We start from the raw sequence: 17,143 nt of genomic DNA on the forward strand, positions 1-17,143 counted from the left end.
TTCTGCGGCCCGGGAATCTGGGTCTTTGGGCTCAAGACCGCGGCCCGCCTAATCGCTAGCGTTCGGCGGCGTACTCGATCGTCTTGCCCAGCAATGGAGAAATCCCGATGAGTTCCCGTCCCCGCGCGTCGCGATCGCGGCGCTTCACCATGGCCGGCATCGGCCTCGCACTCGCCGGTTTCGTCGCATGGTTCGCCGTCGGGCAGCTACACCTGGCCGGCGCCGAGGAGGCTTCCCTGTCCCAGGGCAAGCCGGTGACCGCCTCGTCCAGCGAGGGGCGCGCCTTCCCCGCCGAGGCGGCGGTCGACGGTGACGACAAGACGCGCTGGTCCAGCGCCTTTGCCGATCCACAGTGGATCCAGGTCGACCTCGGTGCACCGGCTGCCATCGAGCGGGTGGTGCTGAAGTGGGAGCGGGCGTTCGGCAAGGCCTACGAGATCCAGGTGTCGCCCGACGCGAACACCTGGACGTCGGTCTACCAGACCACCACGGGCGCCGGCGGCACCGAGACGCACACCCTGAACACCACCGGCCGCTTCGTGCGGATGTACGGCACCACCCGGTCCTCGGGCTACGGCTACTCGCTGTTCGAGTTCCAGGTGTTCGGAAAGCCGGGCGGCGCGCCCACCACCGCGCCGACCTCCGCGCCCAGCACGCCGGCGGGTCCGTCGACCGGCGCGTCGCCGAGCACCCGGCCGAGCACCTCGGCGAGCCCGTCGTCGAGCGCGTCCACCCCGTCCGGCGGCAACAACGCGGCCGGATGGATCATGGCGCCCAACCCGGTGACCGACGTCAAGCCGTCCCGCGCGGTCCCGCCGAACAAGGGCGGGTTCCACGAGTTCCAGGCGAACTGCTCGGTGAGCCGCACCAACATCGGCGACGACCCGATCGTCTTCCCGAAGCTGCCGGGCGCGTCGCACCTGCACACGTTCATGGGCAACACGACGACCAACGCGAACAGCACCATCGAGTCGCTCTCCAGGGGCCAGACCACCTGCAAGGCCAAGGGTGACCTGTCGGCCTACTGGATGCCGGCCCTCTTCAACGGCAACACGGCGGTCAACCCGGAGGGTCTCCAGACCATTTACTACAAGTCCGGCGTGTACGACTACCGCAGCGTGCGGCCGTTCCCCAAGGGTCTCCGGTTCGTCGTCGGCAACGCCAAGAACACCGACGCGGACGAGTTCCTCGCCGCCACCGAGGAAGGCTTCGAGTGCGGTGACAGCTACAAGAACAAGAACATCCCGCTGACCTGCTCGAGCGAGCGCAGCGTGAAGCTCAACATCCGTTACCAGGCGCCGAGCTGCTGGGACGGCATCCACCTGGACTCGCCTGACCACCAGAGCCACATGGCGTACCCGATCGACACCCACACCGCCTCGGGCGTCGTCTGCCCGGACTCGCACCCGGTGGCGGTGCCGAAGCTGGAGTTCAAGATGGCCTGGCCGGTCAACGGCGACATGTCGAAGGTGAAGTTCGCCAGCGGTGCCGGACCGACGTTCCACTACGACTTCATCAACGCCTGGGACGACCGCACCCTCGCGGCGATGGTCAACGGCTGCATCGTGGCGGCGAGGCAGTGCGACGCACAGGGTCACGACGGCCGGGACGACCAGCAGCCCGCGCCGTACGTGCTGAACAAGGACTATCTCCTGCCGTAAGCGCTCCTGCCGGGGCGTGAGGGGTGGGGCGGCGTCTGACGCCGCTCCGCCCCTCGTCGTATTGTCGACGCGGCCGGCTGGACCAGCTCGAACGAGGAGTGCCCGTGGCAAACGGCATCGCGCCGGACACCCTGCCGGGTCACCATCGCCCCAGTCGTCGTCAGTGGGTCGGGCTCGCCGCGGTGACGGCCGTCGTCGCGGTCGCGACCGTTGCCGTGCCGCCCCTGATCACTCCGAACCGAGAGCCCGTGCTCGCTCCGAACGAGCCGTCGACCGCCCCGCACACCGCGGCCGCCGCGGCCTCGCCTTCGGGCAGTGCCAGCCCCGCAATCCGATTCGTGCCGATCACCGTCGAAGCGGAGGACCCCGGCAACATCCTGTCCGGCGGCGCGGCGGCGACCACCTGTGCGAGCTGCCGCGGCGGCCGACGGGTCCGCTACCTCTGCATCGCCTGCCGGGTAACGGTCCGCACGACGGTGCCGGTCTCCGGGCGACGAACCGTGACCATCGTGTACGAGACGGACGGCGACCGCGCGCTGAAGGTGAGCGTCAACGGCGCGCCGGCCCGCACCTGGCAGGTGACCGGCACCGACTGGACCACGCCGCGGTCGTTCCGCTTCACCGCCGACCTGCCGGCCGGCCCGCTGCGGCTGACCCTGTTCAACGACGAGACCCCGGCCCCTGACGTCGACCAGGTCCTGATCTCCTGAGTGCGAGCGAAGGGTGGAAGAGCCAGTGGTGAGTGTCGGCCGTGCGGTCGCTGCGGCGGCGTTGGCCCGGGCGGTGCTGATCGGCCGCGCGGCGGCCACCGTGACGGCGGCCGCGGCCGGCCTGCTGCTGGTGCACGACCGCGTGCCGGTCATCGCGGTGATCGCCCTCGTCGTGCTGGCCACGGCCGCACAGCTCGCCGCCCTCGGCCGCTGGCCGGGCCTGGTCACCCGACGTCTCGCGGCCATCGCCCTCGACTCGGTGCTGGTGCTCGTCGTGCTCGCGGTCAGCCACGGCGGTGTCGCCTACTTCTGCTACGCCGCCGGTGCCGGGGCCGTGGCCGGGGTCCTGCTCGGTCTGCGTGCCCTGCCGGTCTGGGCGGCCCACGCCGCCCTGGGCTTCACGGTCATCGCCGAGATGCTCCGCCGGACCGAGCCGCCGGTCGACCTCGTGGCGTTCGTCGTCGCGTTCCCGATGGCCGGTGCGCTCGCCGGCGTGGGCGCCGCGGTGGCCACCAGCGTGCTGACCCACCAGCTCGAGCTCTCCACCCAGCTGGTCGCCTCGGCCCAACGCTCGGCCGTCGCCTCCGAGCGCGCCCGGCTGGCCCGGGAGCTGCACGACTCGGTGACCAAGACACTCCGCGGCGTCTCCCTGGCCGCCCTCGCCCTGCCGTCCTTGCTGCGGCGCCAGCCCGCGCTGGCCGAACACCTGGCGGGCACGGTCGTCGCCGGTGCCACCGCGGCCGCCGCGCAAGCCCGGGAGCTGCTGGAGGAGATGCGCTTCGACGTCCGGAACCTCGCCGCGAGCGTCGACGAGCTGTGCCGGGCCTGGAGCGCGTCCACCGGGATTCCGGTCCAGGTCTCGGTCGCCGCCGTCGACTCGCCCGACTCGGTGTCCTACGAGCTGACGCGGATCCTGCGGGAGGCGCTCGCCAACGTCGCGCGGCACGCGGGCGCCCGACAGGTCGCCGTCCGGCTCGCACCGCGGCCGCACGGCCTCGTGCTCGAGATCTCCGACGACGGCGTCGGTTTCACCGTGCCGGCCGACCTCACCGGTCTGCAGTCGGCCGGCCACTTCGGCATCGTGGGCATGAACGAGCGGGCCCGCACGGCCGGCGGCGCCCTGCGGATCGCGTCCGCACCCGGCTACGGCACGCGGATCACGGTTTCCGTGCCGCTGGACGATCGGGCTCATCGCCGCTCGGTCGGCGCGCTCTGATGGCGATCGACGTGCTCGTCGTCGACGACAACCAGATCATGCGTGCCGCCCTGCGCGGCATCCTGGCGGCCGACGAGCGGCTCCAGGTGGTGGGTGAGGCCGCGAACGGCCGTGAGGCGCTGGCCCTGGCCCGGCAGTTGCGGCCGGCCGTCACGTTGCTGGACCACCGGATGCCCATCGCCGACGGGTTGTCGGTCGTCGGCGAGCTGGGACAACATTCGGCCGTGCTGGTGCTGACCAGCTCCGACGACCCGGGCACCATCGCGGAGATGTTGCAACGGGGCGCTCGGGGATACCTGGTGCACGGGGAGTTCGAGCCGACCGATCTGGTGCGCGCCGTCCACGAAGTGGTCGGCGGCCGCGGCTGGCTCTCCCCGATCGCGGCGTCCGTGGCCGTGTCGATGGCCCGCGAGCGCCCGCGGCGCCAGCGCGTCGACCCCGCGCGCGGCAGCCTCACCGAGCGCGAGTTGGAGGTGCTGGAACTCTTGTGCCAGGGGCTGTCCAACGCCTCGATCGCCCAACAGCTCTGGCTCACCGAGAAGACGGTGAAGAACCACCTGAACCACATCTTCGCCAAGCTCGGCGTCCGCAGCCGCACGGAGGCCGTCGTCCGGTGGACGGCTGAATAGCTCTACCGGCTTCGTGCCGCGGCCGCCGCCGGCACGAGCGTCCCCGCCGGATCGGCCCCACTCTCGTCGACATGACGAACCAGCGCCGCACCACCGCTCGTGTCGCCACCGTCGCCGCCGCCGTCGTGCTCGGCGGCTTCACCCTCGGCTGCGGTCTCGTGCAGAACGCCGTCGACACCGCACAGACCCTCGGCGACTTCTCGGACCGGCTCGGCAAGTCGGCCGAGCTGACCTACACCGCCGAGTACAAGACCGACGACGGGACCGTCACCTTCGTGCAGCAGCCGCCGAACTCGGCGGTCCTCAGCGCCGGCGGCCGGCTCATCTTCACCCCGCAGGCGATGATCATGTGCGACAAGGGCGAGTGCCAGCGGGCCCCCGCGGCGGCGGGCCCGGACGCCAACCTGGTGGCGGCCGTCGGCGGCGCCGGCTTCCTCACTCCTGAGCTGGCCCTCGGCATGGTCGCGGCCGCGGCGATCGTGCCCGGCACCGACGTCAGCACCAGCGAGCGCGAGATCGCCGGCCAGGACTCGCTCTGCGCCGACGTCGACGGCATCGAGGACCCGCAGGCCGGCGCCCAGCCCGGCGACCTGAAGTCGTTCTCGGTCTGCGTGACGGACGCCGGCCTGCTCTCGTCCTTCAGCGGTGAGACGCACGGCGGCGAGCAGACGGCGATCGAGCTGGTGTCCTATTCGGACAAGGTCGACCGGGCCGCCTTCGCCCCGCCGAGGAACGCGAAGGTCGTCGACGTCACCGACCTCGCCGTGGGCTAGACACGCTGTTCTGCGAGCCATTCGTCGAAGGTGGTCGGTGCGATGCGGGTGCCCTCGCCGGGCAGCAGCACCGTGCCGGCCATCGCCGGGCCGAAGATGCCCGACCACGTCGGCACGAGTGTCACCGTGTGGCCGCGCGCTTCGTTGGTGCGGCGGGCCATGTCGACGAGGTCCTGCGGCTCCGGGCCGGCGACGTCGGCGTAGCGGCCGCGCGGCTCGCCCACCGCGATCTCGGCGAGAATCTCGGCGACGTCCCTGGGGGCGATCGGCTGCACGAGCAAGGGCGCGATCGTCGCGACGCCGTCGTGTTCGGTCCAACCCGCGACCATCGCGGCGAAGTCGTGGAACTGCGTGGCCGGGACGATCGTCCACGGCAGTGGGCCGGCGGCCACGAGCCGCTCCTGCTCGCGCTTGCCGGCGTAGTGCGCGTTGCCTTCGACGCGGTCGACCCCGACGATCGAGAGCAGCACGTGGTGCCGGACGCCGGCCCGCTCGCCGGCGGCGAGCAGGTTGCGGGTGGTGGTGCCGAAGTACGCCACCGTCTCCGCGTGGCCACCGCCCGGCGCGTTGGTGACGTCGATGACCGCGTCGACGCTGGTCAGGGCGCGGTCGAGCCCGTCACCGGTCGACAGGTCCACGCCCAGCGCACGGCTGATCCGCACGACGTCCTGTCCGCCCCGCTCGAGGGCGGCCACGGTGAGGGCACCGATGTTCCCGGTCGCCCCGACCACTGCGATTCGCATGATGATCTTTCCTCTCGCTCACTGCGGGGCTGACGCTATCTCGGACTTACCAGATCTGCAATATCCGCGATATGCTGACGCGGTGAAGCTGCCCGTGAGCACCGAATGGCTGTTGCACTGCGCCGCGACCCTGGCGCAGTTGGAGCCTGGGGCCAGCGCATCGGCGGCGCAGCTTGCGCGCTACTTCGACCTGCCCGCGGCCTATCTGGCCAAGCAGCTACAGGAGTTGGTCAAGGCGGGGGTGCTGACCGCGACCACCGGCCCGCGCGGCGGGTTCCGGCTGGCACGACCGGCATCGGAGATCACGCTGCTGCGGATCGTGGAGGCGGTCGACGGCACCGCCGGGCCCTATGAGTGCCGCGAGATCCGTCAACAAGGACGGGGAGCACTGCCGCCCGAGCAGTGCCAGAACACGTGCATCCTGGCCGAGAAGATGGCCGAGGCCCACGAAGCCTGGCGCCGCAGCCTCGCCGGCGTCTCACTCGCCGACATCATCGCGACACTTCCCGCGACCACACCGGCCCGCACCCGATCCCGCCTCACCTAGCCGGATGCGCGAAGGGGCACCGGAAACGTTCCGATGCCCCTTCGAATACCGCTGTTACGACGATGCTTTGACGGTGCCGTCCTCGGTCACGTCGGTCTGCTCGTCGGCCGTGTGTCGCCCTTGCGGGCGGCGTGCGGAGAACATGAACCCGAGCACCAGCAGGATGAGACCGATCACCACGAGGCCGATCGGCCCCCACAGCTTGACGATCTGGAGCAGTTGCCGGTTGGACTTGGCGGTGTCGGCGCTCTTGGCGATCGTGTCGTCGGTGTAGGTGAACACCGCGTCGAGGATCTTCACCGACTGGCCGTTGTTGCCGACCAGGTTCTTCTCCTGGGTTTCCTGGACCTTGATGAACGCGCCGGTGGTCGGCTCCACCCAGACGGTGCGGGTGTTGTTGTAGACGATGTCGCCGGAGGTCGCGCCCGGCAGGAACGCGCCGAGAAGCACCGCCATCCGGTCGGACGGCACCTGCTGGCGGCCGTCACGGATCTCCTGCGTGAACTGGTAGGTCTCCAGGCCGTCGATCTCTTCGGTCTTCACGAAGTTCGCCGGCTGGGCGGCGAGCACGTCGCGGTCGAAGATCCCGTAGGACTCCTGCTTGGTGCCGAACGGGAACTTGTAGATCTGGTCGGAGTATTCGACGGTCTGGCGGTTGTTGCCGGTGTCGAGCCACGCGCCGTCCCAGGGCACGGCCGCGCCGGTCTTGCGATCGAGCGCGAGCTTCGTGCTGTAGGCGTTGATCAGCACGTTGTTGTCGGTGCGGACGACCTCTTGACCGACCTGCCAGACGACTGCCTTGCCGTCGAGGTCTCCTTCGAGCTTGGCGGTCTCGGCCTTGTCGGGCTGCACCGTGACCGTCGAGCGCAGGGTCTTCCCTGTCTCGATCGTGGCCACCCCGTTGTCGACCTGGAGGAACGTGGCGTTGGGCGCCTCGGCGACCGACTGGGTGAGATCGAGGTCGTAGGGAAGCTGCGCGACGCGTGGACCGACGACGAACGCGAGACCCGCGGCGAAGATCAACGCTAGGACACCGAGGCCGAACAAGACGGCGCCGATGACGCGAGACCTCATGGTGCCTCCACAATGTAAGGACGGACGGTGGGGGTTGGACGTCCGCTGGCTGGCGAGCAGGTTACTACTGAGTCACATCCGGACGCGACCCCTGATCCGGCTCGCGTCGCAGAACCATCGTGTAGTTCCACGTGAGGGTCTCGCGTAGCAGCGGCAAACGGGCCACCCAATGCGCCCATCGGGGGTGGTATCGGGGCAGAACATCGATGATCACAATTCGGCTGTCACGACGGGCTGCGCGCGCCCAGCGATACGTCCGCGCGGCGCTGATCGGGAACAGCGTCTCGAGATAGCGGTTCTTGGGCTCCCGTCCCATGCGCCGCGCATACCGCCGCCGAGCCCGGGTGCCGCCGAGGTAGTGCCACGGTGCCGTCTCGTGACCGCCCCAGGGCGAGAGCCAGGGCGTGAACGAGACGAAGATCGTGCCGCCGGGCCGGGTCACCCGCACCATCTCGTCGAGCATCGCTTCCGGTGTCGACACGTGCTCCAGCACGTTCGACGAGTAGCAGACGTCGACGATGCCGGACCGCACCGGCAGCGCCGTGCCACCGCCGCGAACCATGCCCGCCACCGCGGCTCCGTCGGTGGCGAAGTCCCCGACGGCGGGATCCAGACCGACGTAGGTCGCGCCCGCGGTCCGGAACGCGGCGGCGAAATAGCCGGGTCCGCCGCCCACGTCGAGCACGACCGCGTCGTTCAGGCTCGCGTACGACCCGAGCTGATCCACCGAGTCCTTGGCCAGCAGCGAATAGAACATGTCCGGATCGCTCTGCTCGTGCAGGAAGGCTCGGAACAACCGCACCGAGCGGCCGACGGTCGCGCGGTGCGGCGGCGCCTCGGGTTCCGGCGCGACCGGGGGCTCGAGTTGCGGCTCGGCGGCCTGCTTGGGCGACGGCACCAGGGTCGCGGCGACCGCGCAGACCGCGGTCAGCATCGCGGCCTGTGCGATACCGCCGTGCGCCCAATCCTGGCCGTACCCCTGGATCCGACCGACCACCGCGACCGCCGTGCCGCCGCCGGCGGCCACCAACGCGATGCCGGGCAGCGCGCCCGGCCGGAGTTGGCGCACGAGCATCCCGGCGACCAGCAGCGCCAGCGCCGCGACGCCGCCGAGCGCGACCGCGATGCCCACCAGCGGCACGGCGATCCACCACGCCGAGAGCGCGGTGGGTGCGCCGACCGCCGGCCCGACCGCGGCCGCCACTCGACGCCGGCGCGCCGGTACGGCCGCGAGCAACAGGACGAGCAGCACGGCCGCCGCGCCGGCCAGCAGACCGTTCCGGTACGGCTCGTCCGGCGCGAACGTCAGCGTCACCGTCCCACCCGACCCGGCCGGCACCTCGAACGCCTGCTGCCAGCCGTCGACCCGCACCGCGGTCAACCGCGTGTCGCCCAGCGACGCCGTCCAACCGGCGTTGAAGTTCTCGGGCACGACCAGCAGGGCGGCCTCGCCGGCCGCGACGGTCACCGTGCGCGCCGTCGGGTCCCAGCGGGTGACCTCGACCCCGCGCGTCCGCGCCGTTTCCGCCGCCGACGTCCGCGCCGTCGACACGGGCACGAGCGCCGCGGAGTCCACGACGAACGAGTCGGACGGCTCGGTGCGCAACCGGTGCTCGCCGGCACCGAGTTCGACCGACTCGCTCGCGAAGTCGTCGCAGACGGTCAACGGCAGCGCCCGGCCCGCGCGTACGTCCGCCAAGGTGCCCGCGACCGACGTCGGAAAGTCCACGCCGTCGAGCATCACGGTCGGCCCGCGTCCGCACGGCGCGACCAGCTTGGTGGACGCGGCCGCCGAGGCCTGGGGGAGCAGGTCGCTCAACGCGGGTATCTCGACCTCGGCGATGCCGACCGGCGCCGGCCATCCGTTGCCCCGCTCGTCGGCGATCTTCTTGTCGAACCGGGCGACCGCGATCGTCACCCGGTCGGTGGTGACCGCCGGGAAGCGGACCCAGCCGTCCTCGCCGACGCTCGCGTTGCGCGCGCCCGTGGGTGTGCGCACGACGACGTCGAGGGGCACCGACGCCACCGGCGCGGTGGGCGTCACCAGACGCAGTTGGTCGATTTTCCGCGGCCCGTCCCAGGAAAGCTCCACGGCCGGGTTCGCGTCGACCGGCTCGGCGAGCCAGGCGGTGGCGGGATCACCGTCGACGGCGGCGTCGGCGCCCACCTCGACATCGCCGGCGAGCACCGAGGTGGCCGACGCCGTCACCGGTCGGTCCAGCGGAAGCGGCCCACCGGTGCGCGGGCGTGCGGTCAGCCGCAACTCGTACGGCGACTCCACCGGCGTGGTGAAGATGCGGTCCAGGCCCAGCGGTTCCTCGCCGGTCCGGGCCAGGAACTGGTCGCACCGAGTTTCGCCGCCGGACGGGAAGCAGGCACCCCGGTCCTCGATGGCACGACCGAACGCGTAGGTCGGCGCGGGTCCGCCGGTGACGTCCGCCGGCGCGCGCAACGCCCGCTGTGCCGAAAGACCGGGGATGCCGAGTTCGCGCAACGCGACCGCACCACCCTCGTGGCCCGGTCGCAACGCGAGCACGGTCACCCGCACCGTCGTCGTGAGGCCGGGCAGCGTGGCCAGCCGGTGCGGGCCGGGCGTCTCGGGCAGCGCCCGGTCCACGGCGCCTTGATCGGTCGTGACCCGCAGATAACCGACGGGCGCCGCCACGCGCAGGTCCTCGACGAAGTCCACGGTCAACTCGTCCACCCGTTGCGGCGTGTCGAAGGTGACCTCCAGCCATTGGCCGGCCGGCTCGCGCAGCGGGTCGGAGTGCCAGGCGGTGCGGGTGTCGCCGTCCAGCGCCGCGAACGGCGCGTACGACACCTCCGTGGCGCCGACCGTGTCGGCGAAGGCCGCGCTGCTGGACGCGTCCACCGAGCGGATCCCCTGGAACGTCGCGACGGTGTCGTGCCCGTCGATCGGGAACGGCACCAGGTCGGCCCGCTGCCGTTGCTGGCGGGTCGGCTCGTCACGGGTGAGCGTGTAGCTGAGGTTGTCGCGCATCCGGCCGACGTTGAGCTCGCGCCGCCGAAGCCCGTCGGTGACGATCCGGCTCGCCGACGGGGACGCGTCGTCGCCGGTCAGGATCGTGGGCGTGCTGCCGTCGATCAGGCCCTGCTCCAGGAGACCCAGCAGCGACTCGGGCCCTCCGCTGACGGTCGGCACGTCCGCGCGCGCCACCGCCGACACCTGCGGCACCGTTCGTCGTACCTCGAAAATCTCTATCGACGGTACGGCTGCCGCGGCGTCGACGGGGCTGTGCATGGGGCCCGCGTCCACCTCCGGCCCGAACGTCGCCACCGGCGTCAGTCCCGGCGACCCGGCGACGGCCTGGCGGATGACGGCGATCGGCGGCACGCCGGTGGCCGCGCGGTCGACGTCGTGGCGGACCAGCAGGTAGCGGTATCCCGCGCGGGCGAGGAAGTCGGCCAGTCCCGGCGACCCGCGGCCCTGTTCGAGGACCGCCTCGACGGTGTCCATCACGCGGATGTTGCCCTCGGAACCGAGCGGGATCTGGTGGCGGGTGGACCACGGCGCTCCCGCCAGCGGCTGGATCGGCTCGTCGACGGTGCGGCCCCAGCGGTTCTGCGCGAACCCGACGCCGGGCACGACCAGCGTGCGCGCGTGCGGGTCCTGATCGGCGAGCCAGTCGGCCGCCTGCTTCCAGTGCGCCGGCACGTCCGACCAGCCCGGCCCGGGCCGGAGCAGCAGCAGCCAGGCGGGCGCGGCCGCGACGACCAGCAGGCACGCCACGACCGGCGCCGCCGGCACCCGCAGCCGCGGCAGCGAGATCCGGGTCGCGGCCGCGTGCGCCAGGCCGAGCACGATCGGCAGTCGCAGGACGGGCTCGAACTTGTGGACGTTGCGCAGCGGTGCGAGCGGGCCGTCGAGCAGGCCGCGCACCGGGCCGGCGAACGGGCTGTCGACCGTGCCCAGGTAGCCGATCGTCAACAGGGTCAGCCCGGTCAGCATCGCGAGCACGAGGAACCGTCGCTCCGGCAGGCCGCGTTGCGCGAGCCCGACGAGCCCGACGACCGCGACCAGCGCGGTCGCGGCCATCAGCACCGGGTTGTCGACGAGCACCCAACCGGCGGGCCACCACGGCTCGCCCTGCACGATGTAGCCGACCCACTGGTTCGTACCCCGGACGGCTTGGAACAGCGACGTCACCGCGGTCGTGGTCGCCGACGACTCGATGTAGTCGAGGAACGGCAGGCTGTACCGGCCGAACAGCAGCAGCGGCACGACCCACCACAGGCTCGCGGCGGCGACGCAGACGCTCCACCACACGGCCAGCTTGGCCAGGTGCCGGTCCCAGCGCCGGGTCGCCAGCCAGAGCGCCGGCAGCGCCAGCGTCATGACGACGGCGGCGGCGTTGACCCCGCCCATGCAGACCACCGCGAGCCCGGACAGCGCCGCGGCCCGGCGTGGCGAACCCAGCCGCGGCGCGAGCACCAGCGGCAGCAGCACCCACGGCAGCATGACTACAGGCAGCATCTCGGACGACAGCGGGCCGACCTCGGTGAGCATCCGCGGTGCGAGGGCGTAGGCGAGCGCGGCGATCAGGCGCCCTGGCTCCGAGCCGATCCGCAGCGCCCGCGCGAGCAGGAGCACGCCCAGGTACGCCGTGCACAGCAGCAGCGCACACCAGAGCCGTTGGGTGATCCACGCGGGCACGCCCAGCGCGTCGCCGGCCGCGAAGAACGGTCCGATCGGGAACAGATAGCCGTACGCCTGGTTCTGCAGCTCCCCGGACGTGGCCTCGGGGTTCCACAGATGCAGCGCCCGAGCCATGAAGCCCAACGGGTCGACGGCCAGGTCGAGCTTCGTGTCGAAGGTGACCTCGCCGGACCGCTGGAGAAAGCTGACCACGACGAGCAGCAGCGCGCCGGCGGCCGTGCCGAGCCGGCGTCCGCGTGTCCCGGCCGTCATCGGCGGCACTTCGGCGGCAGGCAGCTGAACTCGGCCAGCGCGGTGAAGAAGATCTGCCGGATACCGGCGGGGTTCGGGGTCAGCGCGACCCGCCCGCCGGTGGCCTCGGCGATCTGGTTGAGCTCGCCCGAGTCGATCTCCGGTCCGACGCCGATGAACAGGATCGGCAGCGGGCGCCGCCGGTCCTGCAGCTCGCCGAGATCCCGCAGCAGCTCGGCCCGGCTGATGCCGCTCGCGTTGTCGTCCTTGCCGTCGGTGAGCACGAGCACCAGGTTGATCCGGCCCGCGGTCCAGTTGCGCGCGCCGTCGCGATAGGCCGCGAGCGTGGTGTCGTAGAGGCCGGTCGCGCCGTTGGGCTTGACCTTGACCTGGCCGAGCCGCGCCACGATGTCGGCACGCCGCGGACCCACCGGCCCGACCGGCACGACCTCCTGATAGTCGCGGTTGCCGTCGAGGTCGGTGGAGAACGTCCAGATGCCGATCTCGGTCGTGCCGAGGAGCAGCTGGACACCGCCCTGCGCGGCCTTGACGGTCGCCGAGAGCCGGGTCTCCGCCGTTCCCGGTATCTGTGCCGCCATCGAACCGGAGATGTCGAGCACCGCGAGCAGCCGCGCGCTGATGTGCACGCCACCCCAGGCGTTGAGCAGCGTCGCCGTCTCGCCGTCGGTGGGTATGGGTGCCGGCGCGTAGGTCGCCTCCCGGATCCGGCCGGCCTCATGGGACCCGGTCGGCGGTGCGCCACCGGCGGTGCGCAACCCGTGCCGGGTGAGCGCGGAGACGCCCTCGTCGGCGAGCATGGCGCGCAGGAACGCGGCGGCGCCCTCGCGCGCCGGGCTGGATGACAGGACCGCGTACGGGTAGTCGGGGCTCGGCACCGGACGGGCCGGATAGACCGCGACCCGGCCTTCGGTGCGCAGGACCTCCTGCTCCGTGCTGATCACCGCCGATTCGCCGCCGGCCGCGCCGGGGGCACCCGGCGCGGGCGGGGTCTCACCGGACATCGCCACCGTGCGGGGTGCGAGCCGCCGCATGATCGCGGCGGTCGCCGCGGCCGCACCCGGACCGTTGCCGGCGAACGCCCGAATGCCGGCCAGCCCACCGAAACCGAGGGGACTGGTCGCCGGGTCCGGCAGCACCACCGGCACCGGCGGCTGCTCGGCCGTGACGAGCGTCTTCCAGTCGAGCGCACGATCGGGCCAGCCGAGCCGGCGGGCGGTGCGCTCGTCGAGGGCGAGCACGACCGGCGTGCTCGCCACCGAGACACCGGCCTCGGGCACCTGGAAGGCGCCCGCGGCCCGCGCCTTGCGCAGCCAGAGCGTCGATTCCGGCAACCAGACGTCGGGCAGACCGGACGGCTCGGCTCCCGGCGCGGTGTCGGCGAGCTGGCGCGACACATCGGCGGATTCCCGCGAGTCGATCGCGATGTCCAGGCAACGGTCGCGCGCGGCGAGCCGCTCGCCGACCTCGCGCGCCGGCGCCGCCACGCTCGGTGCCGCCGCGATCCGCACGGAGGTGCGTTGCGCGCAGGCGGGGTCACTGCGCGTGCGGTCCAGATAGGTGACCGCGGCCCAACCGGCCAGCACCAGCACGAGGGCGGAACTCAGCACAACGACCGGCCAGAACTCCGCTCGTCGTCGGACGCCACTGTCCGCCAAGAGTCTCTCCCTGCGTTGTCAACGGCTCTCACCGCGCCCTGGACGTTCGCGGTAGGGCGTTGCGGATCATCGGGCGGGCGCCCTAGTGTGACGCGACCGCGAATCGTACTCGGTAGTAGGAGTGAACGAGTAGACCATGGCCGATGCTCCCGCTCGTCACGTGCTGTTCCTGAACTGGCGCGACACGCTGCATCCGGAAGGCGGGGGCTCCGAGGTCTACATCCAGCGCATGGCGGCGGAAATGGTCGCGCGGGGCTATCGGGCGACCATGTTCTGCCAGGCGCACGCGCACGCGCCGGCACAGGAGGCCAAGCCCGACGGCGTCAACGTCGTCCGGCGCGGCGGCCGGCACACGGTCTACCTGTTCGCGGCGCTGTTCTACGTGCTGGGCGTGTTCGGCGTGGGACCGCTGTCCAGCGGCCGGCTCGGCCGGCCCGACCTGGTCGTCGACGTCTGCAACGGCCTGCCGTTCCTCAGCCGGCTCTACGCCCGGCGCCCGGTCATCGCGTTGGTCCACCACGTGCACCGCGAGCAGTGGCAGGTGCTCTTCGGACCGAGGCCCGCCCGGGTCGGCTGGTGGATCGAGTCGCGCCTGGCCGTCCGGGTCTACCGCGGCTGCCCGTACGTGACGGTCTCCGAGTCGACCCGCAAAGAGCTCGCCGGTCTCGGCGTCGACGAAGGCGCGATCAGGATCGTGCACAACGGCACCCCGGCGGTCATCGGCCCGCCCGCGCCGCGTACGGCCCACCCGAGCCTGATCGTGCTCGGCCGCCTGGTGCCGCACAAGCGGATCGAGCTGGCGATGCGCGCGACCGCGCTGCTCTCGCTCGAGATGCCGGGCCTGGAGCTGGTGATCGCCGGCCAGGGCTGGTGGGAGACGCCGCTGCGGCGGCTCGCGGCCGACCTGGGCATCGAGGAGTGCGTCCGGTTCACCGGTTTCGTCACCGAGGAACGCAAGCACGAACTGCTGTGCGGTTCGTGGCTGGCGCTGGCGCCGTCGCTCAAAGAGGGCTGGGGCCTGACGATCGTCGAGGCCGCCGTGCACGGCACGCCCTCGGTCGCGTTCCGGTCGGCGGGCGGCGTCTCCGAGGCGATCCTCGACGGTGAGACGGGCGTGCTGGTCGACGACGAGGTGGACTTCCTGCGGGTCGTGCGCCGGCTACTGCACGACGCGGACCGGCGCGCGGAGATGGGTGTCGCCGCGCGCGCCTACGCGCAGCGGTTCACCTGGGAATCCTCGGGAGCGGCGTTCGCCGAACTGGTCGCGGCTCAGCTCCCTGCGGAAGCTGAGCCGCGCGACGCCCGAACCCGCGAGGCGGAGCCGCTGCGGGGTCAGCGAGTGCCGTAGACCGTCATGGCGGGGTCCTCGACGCTCTGGTCGGCGACGTGATCCGCGGACGGGCTCACCGCACCAACCGTGGCGAAGATACCGATGATGCCCAGCGCCGCACCGAGGACGGCGGCGACGATGAAGGTGGCCAACTTGGCCATTGATACCCCTCCCCGGAACTGTGAGTGCGCGGACCGTATCACGGCTTCCGCCGCCCGCGCAGCACTGCGCAGGCACCAATGATCACGACGAGCGCCGCGAGCACGTGCGCGCCCACCGCGGGCCAGCGTCGGCCCGGCCCCGGGGGTGCCGCCGTGATCTCGGTGTTCTCCCACAGGGCCAGGTAGTTGCCGGTGTAGACGGGCCGCAGTCCGGACAGGACCGTCGCGGGCACGTCGAGACCCGGCTCCGCGCGGACTAGCACCCACCGCACGCCCAGGCTCGCGACCGGCTGTCCCGCGTCCAGCACCGCCTGCACCTTCGCGGCCCGCGGGTTCTCTCCGTCGACGGTCACGGCGCCCACCCGGAGGGCGTCGTTCATCAGCACCGGCGCGTCCAAGTAGCGCGGCGCGGGGTCACGAACGACCTGGCCGTGGTTCCACCGGTAGCGCTGGTAGCCGTCGAACGGCAGCGAGAGCACCTCACCCGGTGCGGCGGCGACCCGCGCCGACACGGCGTCCCAGTCGGCCGGGTACCGCACCGGCCGTAGCTGACCGGCCGCGCCGACGGCGAGATCGGGCAGGATCACGACGGGTAGCAGGGCGGCGGCGACCAGCACGACCCGCCCGGCGTTCGCGTCGATGCGGCCGGCGAGCCGGTGCGCCAACGACTCCGCGCCGACCGCGAACGAGAGCGCTACCAGCAGCGCGTACGGGATCAGGAACTTCTGGCCGTCGCGCAGCAGGCCCGCGCCGGGAACGGTGGTGACGAGCCACTCGAGGGCGGGTGCTCCCGGCGCCGTGCCGGCCAGCGCGAGGACGAACGAGCAAGCGGCCAGCCACGCCAGGCGGGCGATGCCGTCCGGCCACCGCCGGCGAAGCGCGCCGAACCCGACCGCGCAGACGGCCAGCAGGACGAGGGTGGCGACCGGCACGAGCGCCGACGAGCGGCTGCCCGGCACGGTCTGCGCGTTCCAGATCCCGCCGGTGCCGGCCAGGGCGCCGACGGTGCCGCTCCAGTTCTCGGCCCGCGCCGCGAACGCGGCCACGCCCTCGGGATCCGACCGGCCACCGGCCGCGCTGGTCAGCGCCGCGACCACCCACGGCAGGCACAGCGCCGCGACCGCACCGACGCCCAGCACGGTCGCCCGCCACCGACCCTTGGTGGGGAGCAGCACGAGCACGGTCGCGAGCGCGATCAAGCCTCCGGTCGGCGTCACCGCGGCGGGAGCCGCCGCGAGCACCAGCCGGCCCAACGCGCCGGGCCGCCCCGTGCGCACGTCGCGCACCGCTGCCACGAGCCACGGCAGCGCGGCGTACGCCAACAGCAGCCCCCACTGGCCCAGCAACAGCCGCTCGGCGAGGAACGGCGTCCACGCGTAGGCGAGCGCCCCAACGACCCGGGTGAGTGTCCGCTCCGTCGGCACCAGCCGCGCCATGCCCAGCGCCGCGAAGTAGAGGGTCGCCACCAGCACGAGGCGCTGCAGCAGCCACCCGGGAACGGCCAGGTTCGCCAACGACACGAGCGCATCCAGGGGTACGGCCCGCGGCAGCGCGTCAGCCGGCGCGACCATCTCCCAGCTCAACGGTTGCCGCGGGACGAACACCATGTCGTAGCGGAGCACGTAGCCGGGGGCGACCAGCGGCGCGAGCACCACCGCCGTGATCGCCGCCGAGGTGAGGTGCGGCGCGAGCCGGGCTGTCGGTCGCCACACGG

The 17,143-nt window shown here is 72.3% G+C and carries 13 protein-coding genes; 7 read left to right on the plus strand and 6 right to left on the minus strand.

The features are described from left to right. Nucleotides 1-107: 107 nt before the first annotated feature. From Air01nite_RS26520 to Air01nite_RS26540, 5 genes are all read left to right on the plus strand, one after another. Nucleotides 108-1,661 carry a DUF1996 domain-containing protein gene (locus tag Air01nite_RS26520; RefSeq protein ID WP_239090986.1) on the plus strand — a complete coding sequence of 518 codons (1,554 nt, stop codon included), beginning with the start codon at nucleotides 108-110 and terminating at the stop codon, nucleotides 1,659-1,661. Between the two features lie 104 nt (nucleotides 1,662-1,765). Continuing rightward, nucleotides 1,766-2,371 carry a carbohydrate-binding protein gene (locus Air01nite_RS26525; protein ID WP_203706029.1) on the plus strand — a complete coding sequence of 202 codons (606 nt, stop codon included), beginning with the start codon at nucleotides 1,766-1,768 and terminating at the stop codon, nucleotides 2,369-2,371. A gap of 28 nt (nucleotides 2,372-2,399) precedes the next feature. After that, complete coding sequence (locus Air01nite_RS26530; RefSeq protein WP_203706030.1) at nucleotides 2,400-3,587, plus strand: sensor histidine kinase; 1,188 nt, start codon at nucleotides 2,400-2,402, stop codon at nucleotides 3,585-3,587. Further along, nucleotides 3,587-4,216 carry a LuxR C-terminal-related transcriptional regulator gene (locus Air01nite_RS26535; RefSeq protein WP_203706031.1) on the plus strand — a complete coding sequence of 210 codons (630 nt, stop codon included), beginning with the start codon at nucleotides 3,587-3,589 and terminating at the stop codon, nucleotides 4,214-4,216. Before Air01nite_RS26530 ends, Air01nite_RS26535 begins: the two co-directional genes overlap by 1 nt. Nucleotides 4,217-4,287: 71 nt before the next feature. Beyond that, nucleotides 4,288-4,989 (plus strand): hypothetical protein, encoded by a 702-nt coding sequence (locus tag Air01nite_RS26540; RefSeq protein ID WP_203706032.1) that lies wholly within the window; start codon nucleotides 4,288-4,290, stop codon nucleotides 4,987-4,989. Here Air01nite_RS26540 and Air01nite_RS26545 read toward each other — a convergent pair. After that, nucleotides 4,986-5,732: an SDR family oxidoreductase gene (locus Air01nite_RS26545; RefSeq protein ID WP_203706033.1), complete on the minus strand. Its 747-nt coding sequence runs from the start codon at nucleotides 5,730-5,732 to the stop codon at nucleotides 4,986-4,988. The two genes, Air01nite_RS26540 and Air01nite_RS26545, sit on opposite strands and share 4 nt — an antisense overlap. A gap of 82 nt (nucleotides 5,733-5,814) precedes the next feature. On the opposite strand from Air01nite_RS26545, the gene Air01nite_RS26550 reads away from it, so the two are divergent. Next, entirely contained in the window at nucleotides 5,815-6,279 is a 465-nt protein-coding gene (locus Air01nite_RS26550; RefSeq protein ID WP_203706034.1) for an RrF2 family transcriptional regulator, read from the plus strand. 54 nt (nucleotides 6,280-6,333) lie between these two features. Here the strand turns inward: Air01nite_RS26550 and pgfA are convergent, their stop codons facing one another. The 3 genes from pgfA to Air01nite_RS26565 all read right to left on the minus strand — a co-directional run bounded on the left by pgfA (nucleotide 6,334) and on the right by Air01nite_RS26565 (nucleotide 13,890). Continuing rightward, a complete protein-coding gene (gene pgfA, locus Air01nite_RS26555) occupies nucleotides 6,334-7,353 on the minus strand; it encodes a cell envelope lipid trafficking protein PgfA (RefSeq protein WP_203706035.1) in 1,020 nt (339 codons plus the stop codon). Nucleotides 7,354-7,417: 64 nt separating this feature from the next. Further along, nucleotides 7,418-12,283, minus strand: coding sequence for an alpha-(1->3)-arabinofuranosyltransferase domain-containing protein (locus Air01nite_RS26560; RefSeq protein WP_203706036.1), 4,866 nt, complete (start codon nucleotides 12,281-12,283; stop codon nucleotides 7,418-7,420). Then, a complete protein-coding gene (locus tag Air01nite_RS26565; RefSeq protein ID WP_203706037.1) occupies nucleotides 12,280-13,890 on the minus strand; it encodes a substrate-binding domain-containing protein in 1,611 nt (536 codons plus the stop codon). Before Air01nite_RS26565 ends, Air01nite_RS26560 begins: the two co-directional genes overlap by 4 nt. A gap of 184 nt (nucleotides 13,891-14,074) precedes the next feature. Here Air01nite_RS26565 and Air01nite_RS26570 point away from each other — a divergent pair, with 184 nt between their 5' ends. Next, on the plus strand, nucleotides 14,075-15,286 hold the full coding sequence (locus Air01nite_RS26570) for a glycosyltransferase family 4 protein (RefSeq protein ID WP_203706038.1): 1,212 nt from the start codon (nucleotides 14,075-14,077) through the stop codon (nucleotides 15,284-15,286). Here Air01nite_RS26570 and Air01nite_RS26575 read toward each other — a convergent pair. Both Air01nite_RS26575 and Air01nite_RS26580 read right to left on the minus strand, forming a co-directional pair. Next, a complete protein-coding gene (locus tag Air01nite_RS26575) occupies nucleotides 15,271-15,429 on the minus strand; it encodes a hypothetical protein (RefSeq protein WP_203706039.1) in 159 nt (52 codons plus the stop codon). The genes Air01nite_RS26570 and Air01nite_RS26575 overlap by 16 nt on opposite strands. A 38-nt stretch (nucleotides 15,430-15,467) precedes the next feature. Next, the gene (locus Air01nite_RS26580; RefSeq protein WP_203706040.1) at nucleotides 15,468-17,141 is read right to left on the minus strand and encodes an MmpA family trehalose lipid delivery protein; all 1,674 of its coding nucleotides are present in this window, start codon (nucleotides 17,139-17,141) and stop codon (nucleotides 15,468-15,470) included. Between the last annotated feature and the right edge of the window lie 2 nt (nucleotides 17,142-17,143).

The sequence above is a fragment of the Asanoa iriomotensis genome (assembly GCF_016862515.1).
Classification (GTDB): Bacteria; Actinomycetota; Actinomycetes; order Mycobacteriales; family Micromonosporaceae; genus Asanoa; species Asanoa iriomotensis.

Bases quoted from the DNA above. Each gene is read 5' to 3' on its own strand.
- Air01nite_RS26520 (WP_239090986.1), top strand. From the start codon at position 108: ATGAGTTCCCGTCCCCGCGCGTCGCGATCGCGGCGCTTCACCATGGCC.
- Air01nite_RS26575 (WP_203706039.1), bottom strand. From the start codon at position 15,429: ATGGCCAAGTTGGCCACCTTCATCGTCGCCGCCGTCCTCGGTGCGGCG.
- Air01nite_RS26560 (WP_203706036.1), bottom strand. From the start codon at position 12,283: ATGACGGCCGGGACACGCGGACGCCGGCTCGGCACGGCCGCCGGCGCG.
- Air01nite_RS26535 (WP_203706031.1), top strand. From the start codon at position 3,587: ATGGCGATCGACGTGCTCGTCGTCGACGACAACCAGATCATGCGTGCC.
- Air01nite_RS26545 (WP_203706033.1), bottom strand. From the start codon at position 5,732: ATGCGAATCGCAGTGGTCGGGGCGACCGGGAACATCGGTGCCCTCACC.
- pgfA (WP_203706035.1), bottom strand. From the start codon at position 7,353: ATGAGGTCTCGCGTCATCGGCGCCGTCTTGTTCGGCCTCGGTGTCCTA.
- Air01nite_RS26570 (WP_203706038.1), top strand. From the start codon at position 14,075: ATGGCCGATGCTCCCGCTCGTCACGTGCTGTTCCTGAACTGGCGCGAC.
- Air01nite_RS26540 (WP_203706032.1), top strand. From the start codon at position 4,288: ATGACGAACCAGCGCCGCACCACCGCTCGTGTCGCCACCGTCGCCGCC.